General features: G+C 57.6%; 18 protein-coding genes. 9 read left to right on the top strand and 9 right to left on the bottom strand.

Annotated elements, in window-relative coordinates; genetic code table 11:
* Window positions 1–88 precede the first annotated feature (88 nt).
* From ABD851_RS00350 to ABD851_RS00320, 7 genes are all read right to left on the bottom strand, one after another.
* The gene (locus tag ABD851_RS00350) at window positions 89–2,467 is read right to left on the bottom strand and encodes a phosphocholine-specific phospholipase C (protein WP_344973541.1); all 2,379 of its coding nucleotides are present in this window, start codon (window positions 2,465–2,467) and stop codon (window positions 89–91) included.
* 15 nt (window positions 2,468–2,482) lie between these two features.
* Window positions 2,483–4,588: an alpha-ketoacid dehydrogenase subunit alpha/beta gene (locus ABD851_RS00345; protein ID WP_344973538.1), complete on the bottom strand. Its 2,106-nt coding sequence runs from the start codon at window positions 4,586–4,588 to the stop codon at window positions 2,483–2,485.
* Between the two features lie 15 nt (window positions 4,589–4,603).
* Window positions 4,604–4,957 (bottom strand): phage holin family protein, encoded by a 354-nt coding sequence (locus ABD851_RS00340; RefSeq protein ID WP_344973535.1) that lies wholly within the window; start codon window positions 4,955–4,957, stop codon window positions 4,604–4,606.
* Between the two features lie 56 nt (window positions 4,958–5,013).
* Window positions 5,014–5,457 (bottom strand): carboxymuconolactone decarboxylase family protein, encoded by a 444-nt coding sequence (locus tag ABD851_RS00335; RefSeq protein WP_344973532.1) that lies wholly within the window; start codon window positions 5,455–5,457, stop codon window positions 5,014–5,016.
* 89 nt (window positions 5,458–5,546) lie between these two features.
* Window positions 5,547–6,830 carry a M16 family metallopeptidase gene (locus ABD851_RS00330; RefSeq protein ID WP_344973529.1) on the bottom strand — a complete coding sequence of 428 codons (1,284 nt, stop codon included), beginning with the start codon at window positions 6,828–6,830 and terminating at the stop codon, window positions 5,547–5,549.
* A gap of 258 nt (window positions 6,831–7,088) precedes the next feature.
* The gene (locus tag ABD851_RS00325; protein WP_344973526.1) at window positions 7,089–8,333 is read right to left on the bottom strand and encodes a M16 family metallopeptidase; all 1,245 of its coding nucleotides are present in this window, start codon (window positions 8,331–8,333) and stop codon (window positions 7,089–7,091) included.
* A gap of 64 nt (window positions 8,334–8,397) precedes the next feature.
* Window positions 8,398–9,642 (bottom strand): aspartyl protease family protein, encoded by a 1,245-nt coding sequence (locus tag ABD851_RS00320; RefSeq protein WP_344973523.1) that lies wholly within the window; start codon window positions 9,640–9,642, stop codon window positions 8,398–8,400.
* Window positions 9,643–9,687: 45 nt separating this feature from the next.
* Between ABD851_RS00320 and mqnC the strand changes: the two genes are divergently transcribed.
* The 9 genes from mqnC to ABD851_RS00275 all read left to right on the top strand — a co-directional run bounded on the left by mqnC (window position 9,688) and on the right by ABD851_RS00275 (window position 18,841).
* Window positions 9,688–10,812: a cyclic dehypoxanthinyl futalosine synthase gene (mqnC, locus tag ABD851_RS00315; protein ID WP_344973520.1), complete on the top strand. Its 1,125-nt coding sequence runs from the start codon at window positions 9,688–9,690 to the stop codon at window positions 10,810–10,812.
* A gap of 89 nt (window positions 10,813–10,901) precedes the next feature.
* Entirely contained in the window at window positions 10,902–13,544 is a 2,643-nt protein-coding gene (locus ABD851_RS00310; protein ID WP_344973517.1) for a M1 family aminopeptidase, read from the top strand.
* Between the two features lie 121 nt (window positions 13,545–13,665).
* Entirely contained in the window at window positions 13,666–15,630 is a 1,965-nt protein-coding gene (locus tag ABD851_RS00305) for a M1 family metallopeptidase (RefSeq protein ID WP_344973514.1), read from the top strand.
* A 212-nt stretch (window positions 15,631–15,842) separates the two neighbouring features.
* Window positions 15,843–16,385, top strand: coding sequence for an RNA polymerase sigma factor (locus tag ABD851_RS00300; RefSeq protein ID WP_344973511.1), 543 nt, complete (start codon window positions 15,843–15,845; stop codon window positions 16,383–16,385).
* Between the two features lie 10 nt (window positions 16,386–16,395).
* Window positions 16,396–16,728 carry a hypothetical protein gene (locus ABD851_RS00295; RefSeq protein ID WP_344973508.1) on the top strand — a complete coding sequence of 111 codons (333 nt, stop codon included), beginning with the start codon at window positions 16,396–16,398 and terminating at the stop codon, window positions 16,726–16,728.
* Window positions 16,729–16,928: 200 nt separating this feature from the next.
* Entirely contained in the window at window positions 16,929–17,201 is a 273-nt protein-coding gene (locus ABD851_RS00290; protein WP_344973505.1) for a hypothetical protein, read from the top strand.
* A 20-nt stretch (window positions 17,202–17,221) separates the two neighbouring features.
* Window positions 17,222–17,446 carry a hypothetical protein gene (locus ABD851_RS00285; RefSeq protein WP_344973502.1) on the top strand — a complete coding sequence of 75 codons (225 nt, stop codon included), beginning with the start codon at window positions 17,222–17,224 and terminating at the stop codon, window positions 17,444–17,446.
* A 17-nt stretch (window positions 17,447–17,463) separates the two neighbouring features.
* Window positions 17,464–17,847 (top strand): Hsp20/alpha crystallin family protein, encoded by a 384-nt coding sequence (locus tag ABD851_RS00280; RefSeq protein ID WP_344973499.1) that lies wholly within the window; start codon window positions 17,464–17,466, stop codon window positions 17,845–17,847.
* 97 nt (window positions 17,848–17,944) lie between these two features.
* Window positions 17,945–18,841: a hydroxypyruvate isomerase family protein gene (locus tag ABD851_RS00275; protein WP_344973496.1), complete on the top strand. Its 897-nt coding sequence runs from the start codon at window positions 17,945–17,947 to the stop codon at window positions 18,839–18,841.
* 1 nt (window position 18,842) lies between these two features.
* On the opposite strand, the gene ABD851_RS00270 is transcribed toward ABD851_RS00275, so the two are convergent.
* Together ABD851_RS00270 and ABD851_RS00265 are read right to left on the bottom strand one after the other, a co-directional pair.
* On the bottom strand, window positions 18,843–19,778 hold the full coding sequence (locus tag ABD851_RS00270) for a DUF6263 family protein (RefSeq protein WP_344973493.1): 936 nt from the start codon (window positions 19,776–19,778) through the stop codon (window positions 18,843–18,845).
* Window positions 19,779–19,845: 67 nt separating this feature from the next.
* On the bottom strand, window positions 19,846–21,324 hold the full coding sequence (locus tag ABD851_RS00265; protein WP_344973490.1) for a bifunctional 2-methylcitrate dehydratase/aconitate hydratase: 1,479 nt from the start codon (window positions 21,322–21,324) through the stop codon (window positions 19,846–19,848).

Below are 21,324 nucleotides of genomic sequence, written 5' to 3'. Positions count from 1 at the left end.
CCACGCAGCTACCGGCGGAGCGGTGAAGTCGTAGCAACATCGGACCCGGGGTAGCCTTTCCTTATCCGGTATTCATTTCGTTGTGGCGCTACATCACGCCACCCATATAGGGATCGGTAATGGATTCCCGGCCGGTCTCGACATGGCCGGCATAGTGTCTGCCAAATACGGCATGTCCATCTGCGTGCAGGGAAAGATCATACCATCCGGCGCTGCCTTTCAGGTCGACCGTCGCTGTATGGTTGCTGTGCGGCGGAAGGCGGATGGTTCGTAACGGCGTTCCGTAAGCATTGTCGGTAACCGTGATCCGAAGGGATTCGGCCCCCCGGTTTTCCAGCAGCAACAGGATATTGCCGTTCGGGCTTTGCCCGCCGGTCTTCTGCTCATAGGTACAGCGTATATCCAGCGCCGGGTCCTGCCGGTCGCCCCTGAAGCCGCGGAAAAATCCGTTGGGACCGTGCACGCGAAGATCGTAACGCCCTTCCGGGAACCGGTCCAGCTCCAGCGCATCTTCCACGTGGCGGCCTGCTTCCGTAGCATAGGCCCAGGTCTTTCCCCGGACGCCGTCATAGGAGGCAGGCGTATATACATTGAAAGCCGCTCCCGCCCCTCCGGAACCCGCCTCCGGGCCGGCGGCCTCGAAGCGGACCCGGATGCGGCTCCTGCTTTCGTCAAGGCCGGCGTCTGCGTATAGCCGGTAGGGTAAGGCGCATGCCGGACGGGTTCCCTTTTCCTGTTGTGGCATCCACGAAGACGAGCCCTCAGAGAAGGCGGCGTGTTTATTGATCTTTTCTATCTCCTCCCGCGAAAGCGGGGTGGGCGTTTCCTGGGCCGGTTTGTTGCGGGCATTCTGGATATCGGTGATCACCGTTTCTCTGTCCTCAAAACCGGGCAGCGGTATCTTTTCGCCGCGGAAGGGCCGGAAGGCAGAAGTGAGGTCGCCGCAGACGGCACGCCGCCAGCTGCTGATGTTCGGGCAGACGATCTCCCGTCCGGTCTTTTTTTTCAGGAACTTTTCCAGGAACATCAGCGTGGAGGTATGGTCAAAGACCTGCGAGTTTACATAGCCGCCCCGGCTCCAGGGCGAGGCAATGATCATCGGCACCCGGTAGCCGAGCCCGATGGGCGCATCTGAGGCGCTTTCATAATCCGATGCGGTATCGATGCCTGCCGATACCTTGCCGGAGGATGCCTCGCCGGGTTTCGGCGGTACAAAAGGAGGAAGATGGTCGAAATAACCGTCGTTCTCGTCATAGTTGAGGATGAAGATCGTTTTTTTCCATACTTCGGGATTCCGGGTAAGAATGTCCAGCGCTTCCGATACATACCAGGTGCCGTACAGCGGTGTGCTGGTATGATCGGAGAAGCTTTGCGGGGCTACCAGCCAGGACACGGCGGGCAGGGTACCGTTGTTCACATCGTCGCGGAATTTTCGGAAGATGTCGTTCCGGGGAATCTGCACCGTCTGCGACATCCCCCGGTCGTCTCTGAAGGTATAGGGCGCCAGCTTCAGGTAGTCGCCGGCATCGTCGATATTGGTGGTGAATGCTTTGTCCACAAGATTTTTTTCCTTCTCCGAAAGCTTGTCGTAGCGGGCCTGCACTTCCTGGGGGCTGAGCGCCGGTTTCACCGTATGGTCTCCGTTCTTCCGGAAATAGGCGGACAGCTTTACCCGGTGCCGTTTCACATATTCTATGGCGTTATCGCCGTAGTTGCCCAGCCAGTAGTCGATCCCCTCGCCCTGCAGATCGGCACTCCACAGCTCGTTCTGATAGATCTTCCAGCTGATGCCGTGGTCTTCCAGCAGTTCGGGAAACGTGTACCAGTCCACATACACGTCGTCGCGCGATTCGGCCATGGAATTGAGCACGGCGGCCCGGGACCGGCCGTCGGGCCGGGGGCGGATATTGCCGGTCCAGAAAAACAGGCGGTTGGGTGTGGTGCCGGTCAGCGAGGAGCAGAAGTTGTGATCGCAGATGGTAAAAGCGTCGGCCAGCGCGTAATAGAAAGGTACATCCGAACGGTCGTAGAAGCCCATGGTCATGGTCGTCTTTGCCGGTATCCAGTTGTCGTACTTCCCCTGGTTGCGGGCCGCGCTCTGATCGGGCCAGCTGTGCGCCAGCCCTCCCTGCCAGGTTATCTTCGTCTTGTGCAGGTCGATATGAAAAGGGGCATGGGCGTTGCCGTCCTTGTCTTTCTGTATCCATACCTTATCCCCGTCCGGGAGCAGCCTGGACCGGGGATCGTTGAAGCCCCTTACCCCTTTCAGCGTCCCGAACAGGTGATCAAAAGAGCGGTTTTCCTGCATCAGCAGCACGATGTGCTCGGCATCGTAAAAGGTAGTGCCCGGGTCGGCCTGGATGGCCATGGCCCGGCGTACGGAGGCGGGGAGCATGCTGCTGAGGCCGGCAGCGCCGGACAGGATAGCGGCGTTCTTCAGAAAATCCCTTCGGTTGTAATGGCCCATCGTATAAGATTTTGGTTAATAGTCCAGCAGTTTTTTCATCATCCCCTCCAGGCGGCTTCGCGCCAGGAACCGCTTTTCCAGCGCCGGCGCAAAAGGAACCGGCGTGTCGGGTCCTGCGCAGCGCATCACCGGAGCATCCAGGTATTCAAAGCAATGTTCCCCGATCAGGGCGGCTACTTCTCCGCCGACGCCGCCGGTCAGCGTATCTTCATGAAGGATGAGCACTTTGCCCGTGTCTTTTACCGCCTGGCAGATGGCTGCCGTATCCAGCGGGAGCAGGCTGCGCAGGTCGAGAATGGTCACCGGCCGGCCGGGATGGGCATCCGCATATTCCAGCGCCCAGTGCACGCCCATGCCGTAGGTGATGATGCAGGCTTCGCCCCCCGGTCGCAGCGTACAGGCCTTCCCGATAGGAAGGGTGTAATATCCTTCGGGAACAGGTCCGCTCACGCTCCGGTAGAGCGCCTTGTGCTCGAAGAAGAGCACGGGATTGGGGTCTTCCAGGGCGGCCGTCAGCAGGCCCTTGGCGTCGGCGGGGAAAGCGGGGTATACCACCTTCAGCCCCGGGGTGTGTACAAACCAGGCTTCGTTGCTCTGGGAATGAAAGGGTCCCGCCCCGACGCCCGCGCCCGTGGGCAGGCGGATGACCACGTCCGCCGGCTGTCCCCAGCGGTAATGGATCTTGGCGAGGTTGTTTACGATCTGGTTAAAGCCGCAGGTCACGAAATCGGCGAACTGCATCTCTACCATGCTTTTATATCCTTCGAGGGAGAGGCCCAGCGCCGCGCCGATCACTGCGCTTTCGCAAAGCGGGGTGTTCCGTACCCGCTCTTTCCCGAACTGCGCGGCCAGTTCTCCGGTGACCTTGAATACACCGCCGTAGTCCGCAATGTCCTGCCCCATGAGGATGAGGTTGGGATGACGCAGCATCGCCTCCTGCAGCGCGGCGGAAACAGCGTCGATAAAGCGGGTCTCCGGGCCGCGGACCACCGGGCGCTCACCCGCGGCTCCGGAAGAGGTTTCGTTCCCGGATTGTTCCGGACCGCCGGACCGGCTGCGCCCGGTCGCTCCGGAAACGGGATGAACCCAATCAGCGGGCGGCGCCGGGTCGTTGTTCCTGTTCCCCGCGGCGCTGTTCCCGGGCGCCGGCGCATAGACATCCCGTTCTTCCGCATCGGGTGCAAAAATCGCTTCCCGGTCTGCCGCGGCGGCAAACGCCGCTTCCAGACGGCTCTCCTGCCCGGCTTTTATTTCGTTTAACCGTTCCCGTGGGCATATGCCGGCGGATTCCAGCCAGTTTTCATAACAGTGCACCGGGTCCCTGGCGCTCCACTGCGCCGTCAGCTCCGGGGGCACGTAGCGCGTTCCGCTGGCTTCTTCGTGCCCCCGCATGCGGAAGGTCATGCACTCGAGGAGTACGGGCCTTTGCTGCCGGAGACAGCCTTCCCGCGCCGATGCCACGGTATGATATACTTCCAGCAGGTTGTTGCCGTCGATCGTAAGACCGGGTATGCCGTAGCCGGCTGCGCGGTCGGAGAGCTTTTCGCAGCGGTATTGTTCGGATACGGGCGTGCTCAGGCTGTAGCCGTTGTTTTCCACCAGGAAGATCACGGGGAGCGACCATACTGCGGCCAGGTTGAGCGCTTCATGAAATTCTCCTTCGCTGCTGCCCCCGTCGCCCGTAAAGACCAGCGATACCTTGTCTTCTTTCCGGAGGCGGTGCGCCAGGGCGATCCCTGCGGCCACGGACAGCTGAGGTCCGAGATGGGAGATCATCCCGCAGATATGATGGTCGGGATCGCCGAAGTGAAAGGAGCGTTCCCTTCCCTTGCTGTATCCGCCGGGGTGTCCCTGCCATTGCAGCAAAAGCTTTTCCAGCGGCAGCTGCCGCGTGGTGAAAACGCCCAGGTTGCGGTGCAGGGGCAGTATCCACTCATCGGGCTGCAGGGCCAGCGTGGCGCCGACGGAGACGGCTTCCTGCCCGATACCGCTGAACCATTTGCTGACCTTTCCCTGCCGGAGGCGGTGCAGCATTTTCTCCTCTACCAGGCGGGGAAAGACCAATGCCTGGTAAAAGCGGATCAGCGCTTCGTTGTCCAGCGATTTTTTATCGAATTCCATGCGGAAGGCTCCGGTTTAGTTTTCCGCCTGCGTCCTTCGGCCGAGCCGCTCCATAAACGAGCTGACCAGCGACATGACGATGCTGAACAGCAAAGCCCACCAGAACCCGTCTACGCGGAAGCCCCGGATGACGTGCTCGGCCAGCAGGATAATAAAAGCGTTGATCACCAGCAGGAACAGGCCCAGGGTAAAGACCGTGATCGGCAGCGTCAGCAGGATGAGGACAGGGCGGAGGATACCATTGAGCAAGGCCAGCACCAGCGCCAGCCATATGGCGGTGGTAAAGTGATCGATGTGTACGCCGGGCAGGAGATAGGCGGTAGCAAAGGCGGCAATGGAGGCGATAAGCAGGCGGATCAGGAAGTTCATAAAGCTTTTTTTGATTGCAGGGGGCGCATAAAAGATGTGGTATCGCGTGCCGGCGCTCAGCGTCCGCCCGGCGGCTCCTGCGTGGCTACCATGATGCGGTTCCAGGAGTTAATGACGACGATGACCATCATCAGCTGGGCGGTACCTTTCTCTCCGAAATGTTCCACCGCCTGCTCATACGTTGCTTCGCTGAGCCCCTGCTGCCCGATGAGGGTGATCTCTTCGGTCATGGCCAGGATGAGCTTTTCTTCCTCGCTGAACTGAGGGGCTTCCCTCCAGGCGTTAAGCAGATACAGTCGCTGCTCCGTCTCCCCCAGCTCGCGGGCCTTCCGGGCATGCATGTCGAGACAAAAGGCGCAGCCGTTGAGCTGGGAGGCCCTCACCTTGATCAGCTCTTTGTGCAGCGGATCTATACCGGTAGCGGACAGGTACTGCTCCATGCCCCGCATGGCCTTGAAACCCTCCGGCTCGATTGTTTTGAAGGAAAATCGCTTTTTCATATTGCACCTTTGATCGGATCGGTAAGCGGATAAAGCAAAGGTAATCCCCGGGGGCGAAACGGATAGTCGCCCGGGATTTCCATATGACGTCAGGCCACGATCAGCGAGTAAAATTCGACAGGATCGAAATACTGGCCGGCCAGCTCCTGCAGCTCCCCGGGGGTAGCTGTTTTTACCGTTTTTATATAATTATAGAAATACTGCTCGTCCAGGTCTGCCAGGATCAGTTTTTTCCAGCGGTCCAGCACCTGGAAGGGACCGTCCAGGTCTCCCAGCACCGTGCCCATCAGGTAATTGCGGACCAGGTTCAGCTCTTCTTCGGGTATGGGTTGCTGCCGGAGCTGCTCCAGCTCTTTGAAGATTTCTTCCACGGCGGCCTCGCAGACTTCGCGGCCGGCTTCGGTGGAGACGGTCAGCGCGCTGCTCTGGCTGTGATCGTACAGGGAGCTGAAGATGCCGTAGGTATACCCCTTGTCTTCCCGGATATTGCGCATCAGCCGGGAGCCGAAATACCCGCCCAGGATGGTGTTGAGGAGCTTCATCTTCGGGAAGTCGGGGTGATAGCGGTTGGGAAACAGCCGGCCCACGCGTATGGCGCCCTGCACCCCGTTGGGATCATGGTCTATCCGGTATTGCTTTTCAGGGGCGGGCTGTATGGGAAGGTCCTGCTTATGCAGCGGCTCGGCAGGCTGCCGGGGGTCGCCGCCCAGGTATCGGTTGAGCTGCTCCTGCAGCCCGGCCGGGATGTTGCCGGCAATAAAAAGCCGGAAGGGCTGACCCGCATAGCATTTTTGAAAGAAGCCCTGTAGGTCTTCCTGCTGCAAAGCGTTGTAATCCTCCATGCTGCTCGTGCGGCCATAGGGGTGATAAGCGCCGAACAGATAAGTATCGATATGCCGGTTGGCCACAAAATCGCATTTCTGGAGGTTAACGGCCAGGCGTTGTTTCCGGTTCTGCCGGTAGATGTCCAGCTCGTTTTCCGGGAAAGCCGGTTCGGTCAGGATATCCTGCAGCAGGGGCAGCAGATCGCCGATATGCTTGCTCAGGCAGTGCAGGGTAAGGTGGGCGTGCTCGTAACGGCAATGCAGGTTGAGGAAAGCGCCGAAATATTCGATCTCTTCGTTGAGCTGCAGCGCCGTGCGACGGCGTGTGCCGTTTTTCAGCAGGGTGTTGGTAGCGTCGGCGACCAGCGCTTTGTTTTCGTACCAGCTGCCGGCCGGGAAGACAAATTCCAGCAGCAGGGTCTCCTGTTCTTCCGAAGGGACCAGGTATACCGGGATATGGTTGTCCAGCTTGAAATGTTCATAAGCCGGGAGGATGATCCTGTAATCCGTGGCGTCTTTTATCTTCGGGGCGATACTTCTGTCGGGCATTGTTTGTTTCTGGTTTATCTCGCGCACTATGATTTTTAAAGGTCTCGATGAACGCTGCGCGTTTCTGGTTTCTGGTTTGACGTTTATCTCGCGAATATGATTTTTAAGGTCTTGATGAAACGAAGTTCGGCAACGCTATTTAAAAATAATTCAATCCCGTTGCCCATGCTGCGCCTTTCTGGTTTCTGATTTAATTTAATAGTCTAAAGTTAAGTGGCCTGGAAGGGAACTTTAGACCTTAAACTTTGGACTTTAAACTCAGGAGGTGTGGGTGCTGTAGTAATACAGCGTATTGGCGCGCTTTTCGTCAAAAAGCTGACCCGCCTCCCGGAGGATGTCATCAGGGGTTACGCTACGGTAGTGCTCCATTTCCCGGTTCATCATTTCCGCATCGCCCAGCAGCTCATAGAAAGCCAGGCTGTTGCAGCGGCTCAGCAGCGTCACGTCCTCGAAAGCGATCAGACTTTCCACCCGGTTCTTCACCTTTTCCAGCTCTTTATCGGCTACCGGCTGCCGGCTCAGCTTTTTCAGCTCTTCCTGCACGGCCGCTTCCGCATCTTCCATCCGGGTTCCTTTTATCAGCTTACCCTCCACCGCCAGCAGACCCGCATCGAGACTGCCGAAATGGTAGCAGGAGATATTGCTGAAAAGCTTTTTCTCCTTCACCAACGCCTGGTACAGCCTTGAGGAGCTGCCCCCGGACAGCAGGTCGGTGATCAGGTCCACGGTGTGATAACGCGGATCTGAGCGGGGGTAGATGGGAAAACATTTATAGAGGGCGTCCAGCGGCACATCGGCATGGACCTCCCGGCTGCGGGCCGCTTCCTGCTGCGGCTCCTCGGGCAGGTGGCGGCTGTATTTTTCCCCGGAGGGGATATCCCCGAACCATTTCTCCGCCAGCGCCTTTACCTGGTCGCGCGTGACATTGCCCCCGACCACCAGGATGGCGTTTACCGGCCGGTAATGTTTGAAAAAGAAGCTTTTTACATCTTCCAGCCGGGCGTTTTCGATATGGGAGAGCTCCCGGCCTATGGTCATCCAGCGGTAGGGATGTACCTGGTAGGACATCTCGCGCAGCAGCTTCCACACATCGCCGTAAGGCTTGTTGATATAATGTTCCTTGAATTCCTCGCAGACCACCTTGCGCTGTACTTCCAGGCTTTTCTCGCTGAAGGCCAGGGACTGCATCCGGTCGCTTTCCAGCCAGAAGGCCGTTTCGAGGTTATCTGCCGGCAGCTGCAGGTAGTAATTGGTCAGGTCGTTGGTGGTATAGGCGTTGTTTTCCCCGCCGCCGCGCTGCAGCGGCTCGTCGTATACGGGGATGTTCACCGATCCGCCGAACATCAGGTGCTCGAAAAGATGGGCAAACCCGGTCTGTGCCGGATCTTCGTCACGCGCACCTACGTCGTAAAGAATGTTCATCACCGCCATCGGCGTCGTATGATCCTCATGTACGATCACCCGCAGCCCGTTATCCAGTTTGAACCTGTGAAAATGAATCATTATGGTATCTGTTGTCTGTTCTCCGCAAAGGCACCAAAGTTACGATTTTGTACCGAGCGGCGCGTTAGCGGGAGAGGATGCTTTTCACCGGCAGCGTCTTTTCCAGCAGCTCCCCCTTCCGGCGGATAATAAGCCGGGCTCTTGTGCCGGCTTCCTTGAGCAGTTCGCGGTACCGCTGTATGTTGTTGCTGAAGTCGTTGTTTACGGCAATGATCACATCGTCCGGGCGGAAGTCTGCCCGGGCCGCGGGCGACCCTTTGATAATATCCGTGATCACTACCCTCCCGTCGATAAAATACATGATCAGGCCGGTATAGGAATAATCGAAGCGGTCATGAAAATGCCCGTTGGGCTTCAGGTAGATCTCCCGGGCGGGATAATTGAGCGTAACATTGAAGCGGCGCAGCAGGTCGTTGCCCACCAGGCCCCCGAGGTACGGATAGGCGGTAACGTTAGAGACGTCGTCGAAAAGATAAACCGGCACATTGCGAAAGACATACCCGCTTATCCGCAGCTCCCGCAGGGTGGTCAGCCCCATCTCCATTTTTCCGGTGAGCCCCTGCGCTTCGGTATACAGGATCTTCCGGCGCCGGCGTCCGCGGAAAAGGGCGCTGTCCCGGGCAAACTGCCGGGTCACGAGCAGGCAGAGACCGGCGCCCGTATCGAAATAATAACGTCCCCCGACCCTTTTTTTGTTGCGTATGGGAACGGAAAGCACGGGAATATGGCCCGCCGCCGGCTTTAGCAATCTTCCTCCGCGCTCGTAGGCATATTCCCCGGGGCCGTACACGAACACCTTCATGCTGTCGTAGTCCAGCCGGACGATGAATTTGCTGAAGAAGCTGTAGCCGATGATGCCGTCGATCTTTTCGCCGTAAACGGAGCTGATCTTTTCATAGTTGGTGATGTGAAAGTCCAGGCTGTCTATCTTCAGCCCCGGTAGCATCAGTGTGTTGTCGTGCGCGAATATGAGGGGTTTGTAACCGCCCAGCCCGCGGACGATCCGGTCGGAAGCCGTCAGCGGCAACCCCAGCGAATCGCAGGTGGCGGAATCCAGCGAAATGCCGCCGCTGCCCGTATCGAGGATAAAATTCAGCGTGTCCGGGGCATGGTTGACCCATCCGGAAATGACGATGACCCCGCCGGTAAACTGCCGGAAGGGAAAGCTGGTGATCAGCTTCGCCGGAGGAGTGACTTCCGCGACATACTGCGCCCGGCCGTGAAGGGCAGGCAGCAGCAGCAGGATGGCGAAAAAGCGGGACAGGAGCATAGGCAGCCGCATGTCCTTAAAAATACGGCTTTTTGCCAATTCCCTTATCTTTGCCGGACCACGAGGGAAACCGAAACGTTTGGAATGGACTTACACGTGCTTTACAAAAAGGCCCTGGCCTTTGAGTTTCTGACCCTGGAAGAAGGGCTCTTCCTGTTTGAGCATGCGCCGTTGCCGGCGCTGATGCAGGTGGCCAACGAGCTGCGCCGGCAGCAGGTGCCGCATGGGAAGGTCACCTGGCAGATCGACCGGAATGTCAATACCACCAACGTCTGCATCGCCAATTGTAAATTCTGCAATTTCTACCGCATCCCGGGTCACCCCGAAGCGTACATTACCGGCATAGAAGAATACAGGAAAAAGATCGAGGAGACCTTCCGCTACGGGGGCGACCAGCTGCTGCTGCAGGGAGGGCACCACCCGGAGCTCGGCCTGCAGTTCTATGTGGACCTTTTCCGTCAGCTCAAGGCGCTGTACCCGCAGCTGAAGCTGCATGCCCTGGGGCCTCCCGAGGTGGCGCACATCACCAAGCTGGAGCAGAGCACCCACGAGGAGGTGCTGAAAGCCCTCCGCGCTGCGGGGATGGACAGCCTGCCCGGCGCCGGTGCCGAGATCCTGAACGACCGGGTACGGCGGCTGGTATCCAAGGGAAAATGCGGCGCTCAGGAGTGGCTGGATATCATGCGGGCCGCCCACCGGCTGCATATCCCCACCTCCGCCACCATGATGTTCGGGCATGTGGAAACCCTGGAAGAGCGGTTTGAGCATTTTATCGACATCCGGCAGGTGCAAAGCGAAAAGCCGGCGGACTCCCCGGGCTTCCTGGCGTTCATACCCTGGACGTTTCAGGATGTGGATACGCTGCTGACCCGTATTCGCGGCGTGCACAACCTTACCACCGACGAGGAATATATCCGCATGATCGCCATGAGCCGCATCATGCTGCCGAACATAAAGAACATCCAGGCATCCTGGCTGACGGTGGGAAAGAAGGTGGCCCAGCTTTGTCTCCATGGCGGCGCTAACGATTTCGGATCGATCATGATCGAAGAAAACGTGGTCAGCGCTGCGGGCGCGCCCCACCGGTTTACCTATAAAACCATGCAGGAGGCCATCCGCGAGGCGGGGTTTGAACCCCAGCTGCGTACACAGCAGTACCAGTTCCGGGAGCTGCCGGAAGGTATCGAGGAGCAGGTGATCCGTTATTAGAAGAGGGAACCCCCTGGCCCCCTAAAGGGGGGAGGTGAAGGGTGAAAGGAAAAAGGTAAAAGGCCATTGAAAAGATAAAATATTGACGAATGAAACCGAGCGTAAAAGTATGGCCGGCTTTCCTGCCGGCCCTGTTGATCTGTGCGGCGCTCTGCATTCCCGCCGGCCCTGCCCGGGCCCAGCAGGCGGATGCGTCCTCCCGCTATGATGCCCATGCCCTGTGGAACCCCCTGTTCTATCCCGCCCAGGGAAATGAGTTCCGCAGCGCCGGCGGCGCGCCGGGACCGCAGTACTGGCAGAACGGTGCCGACTATACGATCAGCTGTACCCTTGATACGGCCGCCAAGCGGGTCACCGGTACGGTGGAGATCACCTATCGGAACAACAGTCCCGAGCAGCTGCCTTTTCTCTGGTTGCAGCTGGATCAGAACATATACCGTCAGGATTCGCGCGCCGAAGCCACCTCTGACGTGACCGGCGGGCGTTTTGCCGCGAAGAGCTTTACCAAAGGCTTTGAGCTGAAATCGGTATCGGTCGGCGAAGGGAAGAAGCTGAAGTCTGCCGATTACACGGTAAACGATACCCGCATGCAGATCCGGCTGGAGGAGCCGCTGAAGGCGCAGGGCGGCACCGTCCATATCCGGGTAGAATATGCTTTCGACATCCCTGAGTACGGCACCGACCGTATGGGAAGGATCAGCACAAAGAACGGCTGGATCTACGAGATCGCCCAGTGGTATCCCCGCATGGAGGTCTATGACAACGTGGAAGGCTGGAACACCATTCCTTACCAGGGCGCAGGCGAGTTTTATCTCGAATACGGGGACATCGATTATACCATTAACGCCCCGGCCAACCTGGTGATCGTCGGTTCCGGCGAATTGCAGAATCCCAAAGAGGTGCTCACCGATACCGAGATGAAAAGGCTGGAACAGGCGCGCAACAGCGACAAGACGGTGATGATCCGTACCGAAGCGGATGTCGCCAACCCGCAGTCCCGCCCGCAGAAGGGGAACCTCAGCTGGCATTTTCTGTGCAAGCAGACCCGGGATGTGGCCTGGGCCGCCTCCAAAGCCTTTATCTGGGATGCGGCCAGGATGAACCTGCCGGATGGAAAGACCTCCCTGGCCCAGTCGGTGTACCCGGTAGAAGCCGCTACCGACGAAGGCTGGAAGCGTTCTACCGAGTTTGTAAAGAAATCCATTGAATGGAATTCCAAGCAATGGTATCCCTTTACCTATCCTTCCGCCACCAATGTAGCCGGTCTCGTGGCCGGTATGGAATATCCGGGCATCGTGTTCTGCAGCTACAAAAGCTCGGGGAAGAGCCTCTGGGGGGTTACCGATCATGAGTTCGGACACAACTGGTTCCCCATGATCGTGGGCAGCAACGAACGCAAATACCCCTGGATGGACGAGGGCTTTAACACCTTTATCAACGATATTTCCACCGAGCAGTTCAACAACGGCGAATTTTACAGCACCCCCAATGTGGAGTCGGATGCCAGCTACCTGTTCAGCCCGCGCAGCGAATCTATCAATACCATTCCCGATGTGGTGCAGAGCTATAACCTGGGCATTACGGCTTATTCCAAGCCGGCGCTGGGGCTGCATCTGCTCCGCGACCTGATCCTGGGTCCCGAACGCTTTGACCTGGCCTTCCGCACCTATATCCGGCGCTGGGCGTTTAAGCATCCCACGCCCTGGGACTTTTTCCATACCATGGAAAACGTGGGCGGGGAAGACCTGGCCTGGTTCTGGCGCGAATGGTTCCTGGAGAACTACCGGCTGGACCAGGGAGTGAAAGATGTGAAATACGTGGATGACGATCCGGCCAAGGGGGCCCTCATTACCATCGAAAACCTCGACCGCATGGCGCTTCCCGCGGTGGTGGCTGTAAGGGAAAGCAACGGGAAGGCCGATACGCTCACCCTGCCGGCCCAGATCTGGCAGCGGGGCGGCACCTGGACCTTCAAATATGCCTCCACCTCGAAGCTGCAGTCGGTCGTGCTGGACCCCGCGCACCAGCTTCCGGATATGAACCCGCAGAACAACACCTGGAGAGAGGTGGAGAAAAAACCGGTGCCCGCCGGGGTGACGGCCCAAAGCGTGATCGATCATTACCTGCAGGCCGTGGGCGGAAAGACGCTGCTGCAGGGCGTGAAAGACATGAGCCTCTCCTATACGGGAACGGTACAGGGACAGGATATCACCATCCTGCGGGAATTTGGGCTTCCGGATAAGTTCAAGATGCAGATCGAGGTGCCGGACATGAAGATGACCGTGTCGAAGATCGTGGTGAACGGTGATATGGTAAAGGCGGAACAGATGGGTAACGCAGTGCCGCTCGACGACGCCACAAAGGCGGACATGAAGAAAAAGATGCAGCCCTTCCCGGAGCTGGAATACGGCAAAAGCGGCTATCAGCTTACGCTCTCCGGTATAGAGCCGCTGGACGATAAGGACGCCTATGTGCTGGAGATCACTACGCCGGACGGCGAAAAGAAGACCGCCTATTACGACACCAGGAGCGGGCTGAAGCTGAAGGAGACCCAGCAGCAGCAGGGACCCGGCGGCCCGCAGCAAACCTATACACTGTACGGGGACTATCAGGCCACGAAAGGCATACAGCTGCCCCATAAGCTGACCACCAATAACGGCGGTATGGAAGTGGAGATGCAGGCAAAGACCTTTTCGGTGAACAGCGGGCTGAAGGACGAGGATTTTAAATAGCATGTCGTCGGCAGGCGGCCCCTCTGATGTTGCCTGTCGAAACACCGGCATTTCAAAGACAACTAACCGTTTATGGAATCAAAAACCCCTGCAAGCCAGGGGTTTTTGTATTTTAGCTATCATGAATACACGTTTGGCTCCGGGCTGGCTCGCCGCCCTGTTCTTACTGTCAGGCCTGCCGTTATACGGGCAGTCGCATTACGACCCGCAAAAGGCCTTTTCACCCCTGTTCTATACCGCAAAGGGAACGCTTTTACGCAATGCGGACGGCGCTCCCGGTCCGGCTTACTGGCAGAACCGGGCGGATTATACGGTAACGGCTACACTGGATACTGCCGGCAAGCGCATCAGCGGACAGGTTACCATCACATACAGCAACAACAGCCCCGCCACCCTCCGTTATCTCTGGCTGCAGCTGGACCAGAACATTACCCGCAAAGATTCCCGCAGCAACACCATGCAGGCGCCGGGCGTGCCGGATAGCGGCAACGGCTTCGTGATGGAGCAGGTAAGCGTGCGACAGGGCAACAGCTGGATGCCGGCGGACTACCGGGTGGAAGATACGCGGATGAAGCTGCTGCTGGAGCGGCCGCTGGATAAAGGCCGGCAGCTGCAGCTGCGGATCACTTATCGCTATTACCTCGGGAAATCGGGCGGCGGCGGGCGCTCCGGCTATCTGGATACCCGCAACGGCCGTGTCTATGAAGTGTCCTACTGGTACCCCCGGATGTGCGTCTATGATGATATCCGGGGCTGGAACACGCTTCCCTTTCTGGGCAGCGGCGAATTTTACCTGGATTATGGCGATATCGATTACCGGGTAACCCTTCCGGCCGGCATGATCGTGGCGGGCTCGGGGGCGCTGGTCAATCCGGAAGCCGTGCTTTCACCGGCGCAGCAGCAGCGCTGGAAGCAGGCTTCCGCTTCGGACAGGACCGTTTTTATCCGCACGCCGGAAGAGGTGACGGCCGAGATGCGCAGGCCTCCCGCGGGCACCAAAACCTGGCATTTCCATATGAAAAATACGCGGGATGTGGCCTGGGCTGCTTCTGCGGCGTTTATCTGGGATGCCGCCCGCATCAACCTGCCCGGCGGTAAACAGGCCATGGCCATGTCGGTATATCCGGCGGAAAGCGCCGGCAGCCAGGCCTGGGGAAGGGGCACCGAGTTCATGAAAAATGCGGTAGAGATCTTTTCCCAAAAATGGTTCGTATATCCTTATCCGGTAGCCGTCAACTGCGCCGGGGCGGTCGGCGGGATGGAATTTCCCGGGATTGTCTTCGATCATTGGAAGGCCGATGCCCAATCGCTCTGGATGCTGACGGCGCACGAGATCGGACACAACTGGTTTCCCATGATCGTAGGTAGCAACGAGCGACGGAATGCCTGGATGGATGAAGGGTTCAACACCTTTATCGATATCTATGCCCACGAAGCGTTCAACAACGGGGAGTTTGCCCCCAAGCGCGACGGGGAATATGCCCCGGCCGGCGGGAATCCTGCAGAGGAGATACTGAAGGTGATCGAAAAGCCGGGCATACCGCCGGTACTGACCACCGCAGATGCTTTTCTCGGAGAAGACGATCACCCGGTGGAATATTTCAAGACGGCATTCGGCCTGGTATTGCTGCGGGAAGTGATCCTGGGTCCCGAACGCTTTGATCCCGCTTTCCGGCAATACATCCACGACTGGGCGTATAAGCATCCTTCGCCGGAGGATTTTTTCCATGCGATGGAAAACGGCGCCGGGGAAGACCTGGCCTGGTTCTGGCGGGGCTGGTTTATCCACAACTGGAAGCTGGATCAGGCGGTGAAGTCGGTAAACTATACGGATGGCGACCCTTCCCGCGGAGCGCTGATCACCCTGGAGAACCTGGAGCAGCTGCCGATGCCGGCGATCGTGAAGATAACGGAGAGTAACGGAAAGGAGCATACGTTGCACCTGCCGGTAGAGATCTGGCAGCAGGGGAGGGAATGGACCTTCCGGAGCCCCACCGTCAGCCGTGTGACCTCGGTGGTGCTGGACCCGGAAAAACAGCTGCCGGACATCAACCGGAACAACAACCGCTGGCCTGCTACCCCCTGACCCCCTAAAGGGGGAATAACGGTTAAAGGCGAACGGTGAAAGGTGAAGGGCATTGAATCGGATTTGATGATTTGAAAATTTGAAAATTTGATGATGAAGTAATCATATAAAAATTTAACATCTAAGGTTCCGCTCCAGGCAGATCAACTTTGGACTTTAAACCTTAGACTATTGAATGTCAAACGTCAAACCAGAAACGAGAACCCGCCTTCATGAACTCCCGCCCTCATAAGATCCAGGATACGGTCCGGGAATATGGTAAACGGCTCTTTTCGTTTATCCGGGGAAGAGTATCGAGTAATGAGGATGCGGAGGACATCCTGCAGGAAGTATGGTACCAGCTTTCCGGCGCACCGGATGTCATCGACGAGATAGGGGCCTGGCTATACCGCGTGGCGCGCAACAAGATCATCGACAGATACCGCAAAAAGCAGCCGGATGCGCTGGAAGATTACCTGTATGAGAATGCCGGCGGAGAACTGGGCTTTAAGGAGATCCTGCTGGCGGATGACAACGGTCCCGAGAGTGCTTACCTGCGCGACCTGTTCTGGCAGGAGCTGCACCGGGCGCTGGATGAGCTGCCGAAGGAGCAACGCGATGTTTTTGTGCTGAATGAGCTGGAAGGGATGACTTTCGCGGCCATAGCGGAGCAAACAGGTGAGAACATCAAGACCCTGATCTCCCGTAAAGGCTATGCCGTGCGTCACCTGCGTCAACGTCTTCAGACCCTTTATGATGAATTTATGAATTATTAAATGATAAGGTATGGCACCCAAAAGAAAACGTTTTTTTGTCGTCCCCCTGTTCGTCATCGCTGCGCTGCTCTTACTGGGGGCGGTGGTTATGCTGTTGTGGAACGCCGTCCTGCCGCAGCTCTTCAACGTACCCAGGATCGGCTATGGCCGGGCGCTGGGACTGCTGGTCCTCTGCCGGATCCTGTTTGGCTCCTTCCGTCCGGGATCGCGGGGCGGCTTCCGCCGGGGCGGCCCGCCCTGGAAGAACAAGTTCATGAACCTCAGTCCCGAGGAACGGGAACGTTTTAAACAGGAATGGCGGCAGCGGAGATCATCCCGGGGCGCCGGCCCGGGCCCCTGCTGAGCATGCCCCGGCATAAACGGCGCCAAAAAAACGATTGTCAAAAGACCTGGTTTCCAGGTCTTTTTTATGGCTTCAAAAAAATCTGAAAAAAATCCGTCCAAGCTTAAAGTAAAAACGGATCCGGTTCGTCTGCATAAGAAACCGGGCATGTTAACATGCGAGGATGAAACAACCTTTATTCACTTTTAAAACTTATGATCATGCGATTTCCGTTGAAAGCAATCCTGATAGGAGTCCTGGTAGGAGCGGCTTTGTTTTTTGCGCCGTTCAGGTTCCCGTTCTTCTTTTTCTTCATTTTCCTTTTTTTCTGGCTGTCCCGGGCCTTCTTCTGGGGCGGCTGGAGAAGGGGATACGGCTATCCCTGGCATTACCCTTACCGGGACGGCAACGGCCCGGACGACCGCATTCCGGTAGACGGCCGGCATTCCTTCCGGGACAGGACCGGTGAAGAACAGCAGATACCCGTTCAATAACCCACTAAAAAACAAATCACATGCGACGTAATCATTTCTGGACCGGCGCCCTGGTAGCGCTGGTTACCTTTCTCGCCCTGTCCGTTTTTGCCGGACACCGGCCCTGGAGCCGGCCGGAAGGCGGGTACCGGCACCGCCATCATTGTTATGATGAAGTGCGGCCGGATCATTATCATCACCCGGATCAGGACGGGAAGGACATCCGTAAAAGTCCGACTTCGAAAGACACGGCCGTATTACAATAAACTTAAAAACAACCATCATGGGATACAGAACCTATGCCTGCGGCCCCCGGGCCCCTTATGGCAGATTCCGGGGCAGGCGCTTTTCGGTCACGCCCCCGCTGAACATCGAAGAAACCGAAACGGCGTATCACCTGACCGTATACGCCCCGGTGCTGCGGAAGGAAAATATTTCGGTAAGCACCCAAAGCGATGTGCTCTACATCCGTTATAAAGCGGAAGAAAAAGACACGGCGCAATTTATCTATAAGGAGTACACCGGAGGCTTCGAACGGAGTATCGACCTGAAAGGAAAAGTGGATACCTCGGGAATTGAGGCTTCCTATGAAGACGGCGTACTGCGCATCGTACTGCCCAAGACCAGCGCGGCCGGCCGTCCTTCGCAGGACGTACCTGTTGCCTGAGGTCAGCAGCGGATCCACCGGCTTTTTCAGCGCGCCGAATAAAATAATTTGAGTAATTTGGTAGCGCACAGCCTGTAGCTGTGTGTAAACCGATCGTATGGCACCAGACATCAGCCGGCGCAGGGCCGTTAAAAATATCCTTGGCGGAGGAGCCGTGCTGGGCATGGCGCCTTCCGCTCTGCTGACCCTTCATACAAAGACCGCAACGCCTATGTCCGCTTTGAAAAACAATATCCGGCAGTCCGCCTGTTACTGGTGTTATCAATCCATACCGCTGGACGACTTTTGCGCAGCCCTGAAAAAGATGGGGTTGCCGGCCGTAGACCTTCTCGGCCCCAAGGAATGGGATACCGCCAAGAAATACGGCCTGGATGTGGGCATGTGCTACGGCGGCGACCTGGGCATTCCCAAGGGCTGGAATGACCCGCAGTACTGGGATACCATGCTGAAAAATTATGCCGAGGCCCTGCCCCTGGCGGCCCAATACGGATATAAGAACATCATCTGCTTTTCCGGCAACCGCAAGGGCATGGACGACGAAACCGGGCTGAAAAACTGCACCGAAGGATTAAAAAAGCTGATGCCCCTGGCAGAGCGGTATAAGGTTAATGTCGTGATGGAGCTGCTGAACAGCAAGGTCAACCATCACGACTATATGTGCGACCATACCCTCTGGGGCGTAGAGCTGTGCAAACGGATCGGCTCGGACCGTTTCAAGCTGCTTTATGACATCTACCATATGCAGATCATGGAAGGCGACGTGATCCATACCATAAAAGACTACCATCCTTATATTGCCCATTACCATACCGGCGGGGTACCCGGGCGTCATGAGCTGAATGAGACGCAGGAACTGTATTATCCGGCCATCATGAAGGCTATTCTCGATACCGGTTACCAGGGTTACGTGGCGCAGGAGTTTGTACCTTCCCCGAAAGACAATGCCGCAAAGCTGGAATCCCTTGCGCAGTGCGTAAAGGTCTGCGACGTATAGCTTACAGCGCTTTTCCCGTAATGGTGATGGTACCGGTGATCTCCATGGGGATGGTCATGCCCTGGGTGGACAGCGAACCCTCCATTTTTTGATTGAGATCTGCCCGCAGCGGGATGCCGCTTTTACGATCCACCTCCATGGTCCCGGACTGTGTGCCGCTTAATTTCGTTTCCCCGCTCTGCCCGGAGGCAAGCGTTGAGCTGACCGCGAGCGAAACGGTTTTGTCTTTTATATCCTTTACGGTATAATGGCTTTGCATATCCATGGCCACGGGCGTAGTAAGGGAAGCCGATTTTTCCCAGCTGTCTCCCACCGCTACCGGGTGGCCGGCGTACAGGTCAAAAGACTTGTCCAGCGTTTCCCGCATGGCCTCGTTGCTGAAGCTTTTCTTCATATTGGTCTTCATGGCCTCCCTTACCTGTTGCGGCAGAAAGTCCGCATGGTCCAGCGCGCTGTCCATCATTTCGGTGATGCCCGTCACGGAGATCACCTTCCCTTGCGGGGAAATGGTGAAAGAAAACGAATGATGCAGAAATCCTGAAAACACCTCTTTGAACAGCCTGGACATCATACCGGCTACCAGGCCGTTCGCAGTGCTGGAATCTTCCGGATGCCCGGAATCATAGCCGACCTTTCCGCCCATCATGGGATTGTTCATGAGATAGCTGAAGCGGTTATAGGTCGATTCGACAACCGTATTGCCGGCGGCGTCCTTTTTTCCGGCCTGCATCGTATAGCCCATCCGGATATCCTGCTGGCTGCGTACTTCCTGTCCTTTTATGGTTTGGCGGATATCCTGGTGGGTGGAAAAGTCGTACTGGTATTTTTTGGCCGTGCTGAAATCGAGCTTCAGGGATACCTTCTGCTGGGCGGTCGCCGGCCGTACGCCGAGGCAACCGAAACATAGCAGGGCGGCGGTAAGCAAGCGAATGTTCATAAGCGCGGTATAAGGTTGGGATAAAAATACGGATAGCAGACGGATAAACAATTCTTTCGGGCAAATCTTACCGGGGGCTGACGTACAGATCCACGTACGCATGCACCGGCATGTTCTCCAGCTTCACGGCGTCCAGGGAGGCGTCGAGGATAGCCTGCTGCTGCGCTTCCGGGAAGCGGCGCGCCAGGTTGGTCCTGAACTTTTCCATCAGCAGGGGAATACCTTCCGCCCGCCGCCGTTTGTGCCCGATAGGATATTCCACCACTTCCTCCTCCCAGACGGTGCCGTCGTTCAGCTTCAGCGTCAACCCGTTGGCGATGGAGCGCTTTTCCGGATCATAATAATCCAGGGTAAACTGCGGATCTTCAACGATGTCTATCTTTTCCCGCAGGGCGTCGATACGGGGATCGGCGGCGATGCCGTTCTCATAGTCGGCCGCGGTAAGCCGGCCGAAGATCAGCGGTACGGCCACCATGTACTGGATACAATGGTCGCGGTCCGCCGGGTTGTGCAGGGGACCTTTTTTGTCGATGATGCGGAGGGCCGCTTCGTGGGAGCGGATGCTGATTTTCTGGATATCGTCGCTGCTGCGCCCCGCCGCCTTCAGCTTCCGGTGCAGGGTCATGGCGGCTTCTGCGGCGGTTTGCGCATGAAATTCCGCGGGAAAGGATATCTTGAACAGGATATTCTCCATGACATAGGAGCCGTAGTCCCGCTGGAAGACAAAACGTTTTCCCCCGAACAGCACATCATAAAACCCCCAGGTTTCCGCCGTCAGCACCGCGGGATAGCCCATCTCCCCGGCGCGGGCCATCAGGGCCAGCTTTACGGCGCGGGCGGTGGCGTCGCCGGCCGCCCAGGATTTGCGGCTGCCCGTATTCGGGGCATGGCGGTAAGTGCGCAGCGCCTGTCCGTCGACAAAGGCCAGGGATATGGCGTTGATCAGGGCTTCGCGGCTGAGGCCGAGCAGCTTTCCCGCTACGGCGGTAGAAGCCACTTTTACCAGCACCACATGATCCAGCCCCACGCGGTTAAAAGCATTTTCGAGAGCGATCACCCCCTGTATCTCATGCGCCATGATCATGCCTTCGATCACGCTATGCATGGTCAGCGGGGCTTTTCCTTCTGCTGCGGCGGTACGGGAGAGCCAGTCGGCGGTAGCCAGGATGGCGCCGAGGTTGTCCGAAGGGTGGCCCCACTCGGCGGCCAGCCAGGTATCGTTAAAATCCAGCCAGCGGATCAGTGTGCCGATGTTGAAGGCGGCCTGTACGGGGTCCAGCTGAAAGGGAGTGCCGGGCACCCTTGCTCCCTGCGGCACGATGGTACCGGGCACCACCGGGCCGAGCAGCCGGGTGCAGGCAGGGTATTCCAACGCCTCCAGCCCGCAGCCGAGGGTGTCGAGCAGGTCGTAGCGCGCCGTTTCCCGGGCCAGCTCGCTGCTGATCCTGTAGTTCAGCACATAGTCGGCGATGTCGGTGAGCTCCTTGTCGGGTTGGGGGCGGTCGTTGTGGATAGGGACAGAAGAATTGGGTAATCTATTTTGCAT

It is taken from the genome of Compostibacter hankyongensis, from assembly GCF_039541075.1.
Taxonomy (GTDB): Bacteria; Bacteroidota; Bacteroidia; order Chitinophagales; family Chitinophagaceae; genus Compostibacter; species Compostibacter hankyongensis.
The sequence above is the reverse complement of the archived record's forward strand: the minus strand, read 5'-3'. Positions and strand labels throughout refer to the sequence as shown.

Bases quoted from the DNA above. Each gene is read 5' to 3' on its own strand.
- ABD851_RS00295 (WP_344973508.1), top strand. From the start codon at position 16,396: ATGGCACCCAAAAGAAAACGTTTTTTTGTCGTCCCCCTGTTCGTCATC.
- mqnC (WP_344973520.1), top strand. From the start codon at position 9,688: ATGGACTTACACGTGCTTTACAAAAAGGCCCTGGCCTTTGAGTTTCTG.
- ABD851_RS00300 (WP_344973511.1), top strand. From the start codon at position 15,843: ATGAACTCCCGCCCTCATAAGATCCAGGATACGGTCCGGGAATATGGT.
- ABD851_RS00330 (WP_344973529.1), bottom strand. From the start codon at position 6,830: ATGCCCGACAGAAGTATCGCCCCGAAGATAAAAGACGCCACGGATTAC.
- ABD851_RS00335 (WP_344973532.1), bottom strand. From the start codon at position 5,457: ATGAAAAAGCGATTTTCCTTCAAAACAATCGAGCCGGAGGGTTTCAAG.
- ABD851_RS00325 (WP_344973526.1), bottom strand. From the start codon at position 8,333: ATGATTCATTTTCACAGGTTCAAACTGGATAACGGGCTGCGGGTGATC.
- ABD851_RS00340 (WP_344973535.1), bottom strand. From the start codon at position 4,957: ATGAACTTCCTGATCCGCCTGCTTATCGCCTCCATTGCCGCCTTTGCT.
- ABD851_RS00310 (WP_344973517.1), top strand. From the start codon at position 10,902: ATGAAACCGAGCGTAAAAGTATGGCCGGCTTTCCTGCCGGCCCTGTTG.
- ABD851_RS00275 (WP_344973496.1), top strand. From the start codon at position 17,945: ATGGCACCAGACATCAGCCGGCGCAGGGCCGTTAAAAATATCCTTGGC.
- ABD851_RS00345 (WP_344973538.1), bottom strand. From the start codon at position 4,588: ATGGAATTCGATAAAAAATCGCTGGACAACGAAGCGCTGATCCGCTTT.
- ABD851_RS00350 (WP_344973541.1), bottom strand. From the start codon at position 2,467: ATGGGCCATTACAACCGAAGGGATTTTCTGAAGAACGCCGCTATCCTG.
- ABD851_RS00280 (WP_344973499.1), top strand. From the start codon at position 17,464: ATGGGATACAGAACCTATGCCTGCGGCCCCCGGGCCCCTTATGGCAGA.
- ABD851_RS00290 (WP_344973505.1), top strand. From the start codon at position 16,929: ATGCGATTTCCGTTGAAAGCAATCCTGATAGGAGTCCTGGTAGGAGCG.
- ABD851_RS00305 (WP_344973514.1), top strand. From the start codon at position 13,666: ATGAATACACGTTTGGCTCCGGGCTGGCTCGCCGCCCTGTTCTTACTG.
- ABD851_RS00270 (WP_344973493.1), bottom strand. From the start codon at position 19,778: ATGAACATTCGCTTGCTTACCGCCGCCCTGCTATGTTTCGGTTGCCTC.
- ABD851_RS00285 (WP_344973502.1), top strand. From the start codon at position 17,222: ATGCGACGTAATCATTTCTGGACCGGCGCCCTGGTAGCGCTGGTTACC.
- ABD851_RS00265 (WP_344973490.1), bottom strand. From the start codon at position 21,324: ATGCAAAATAGATTACCCAATTCTTCTGTCCCTATCCACAACGACCGC.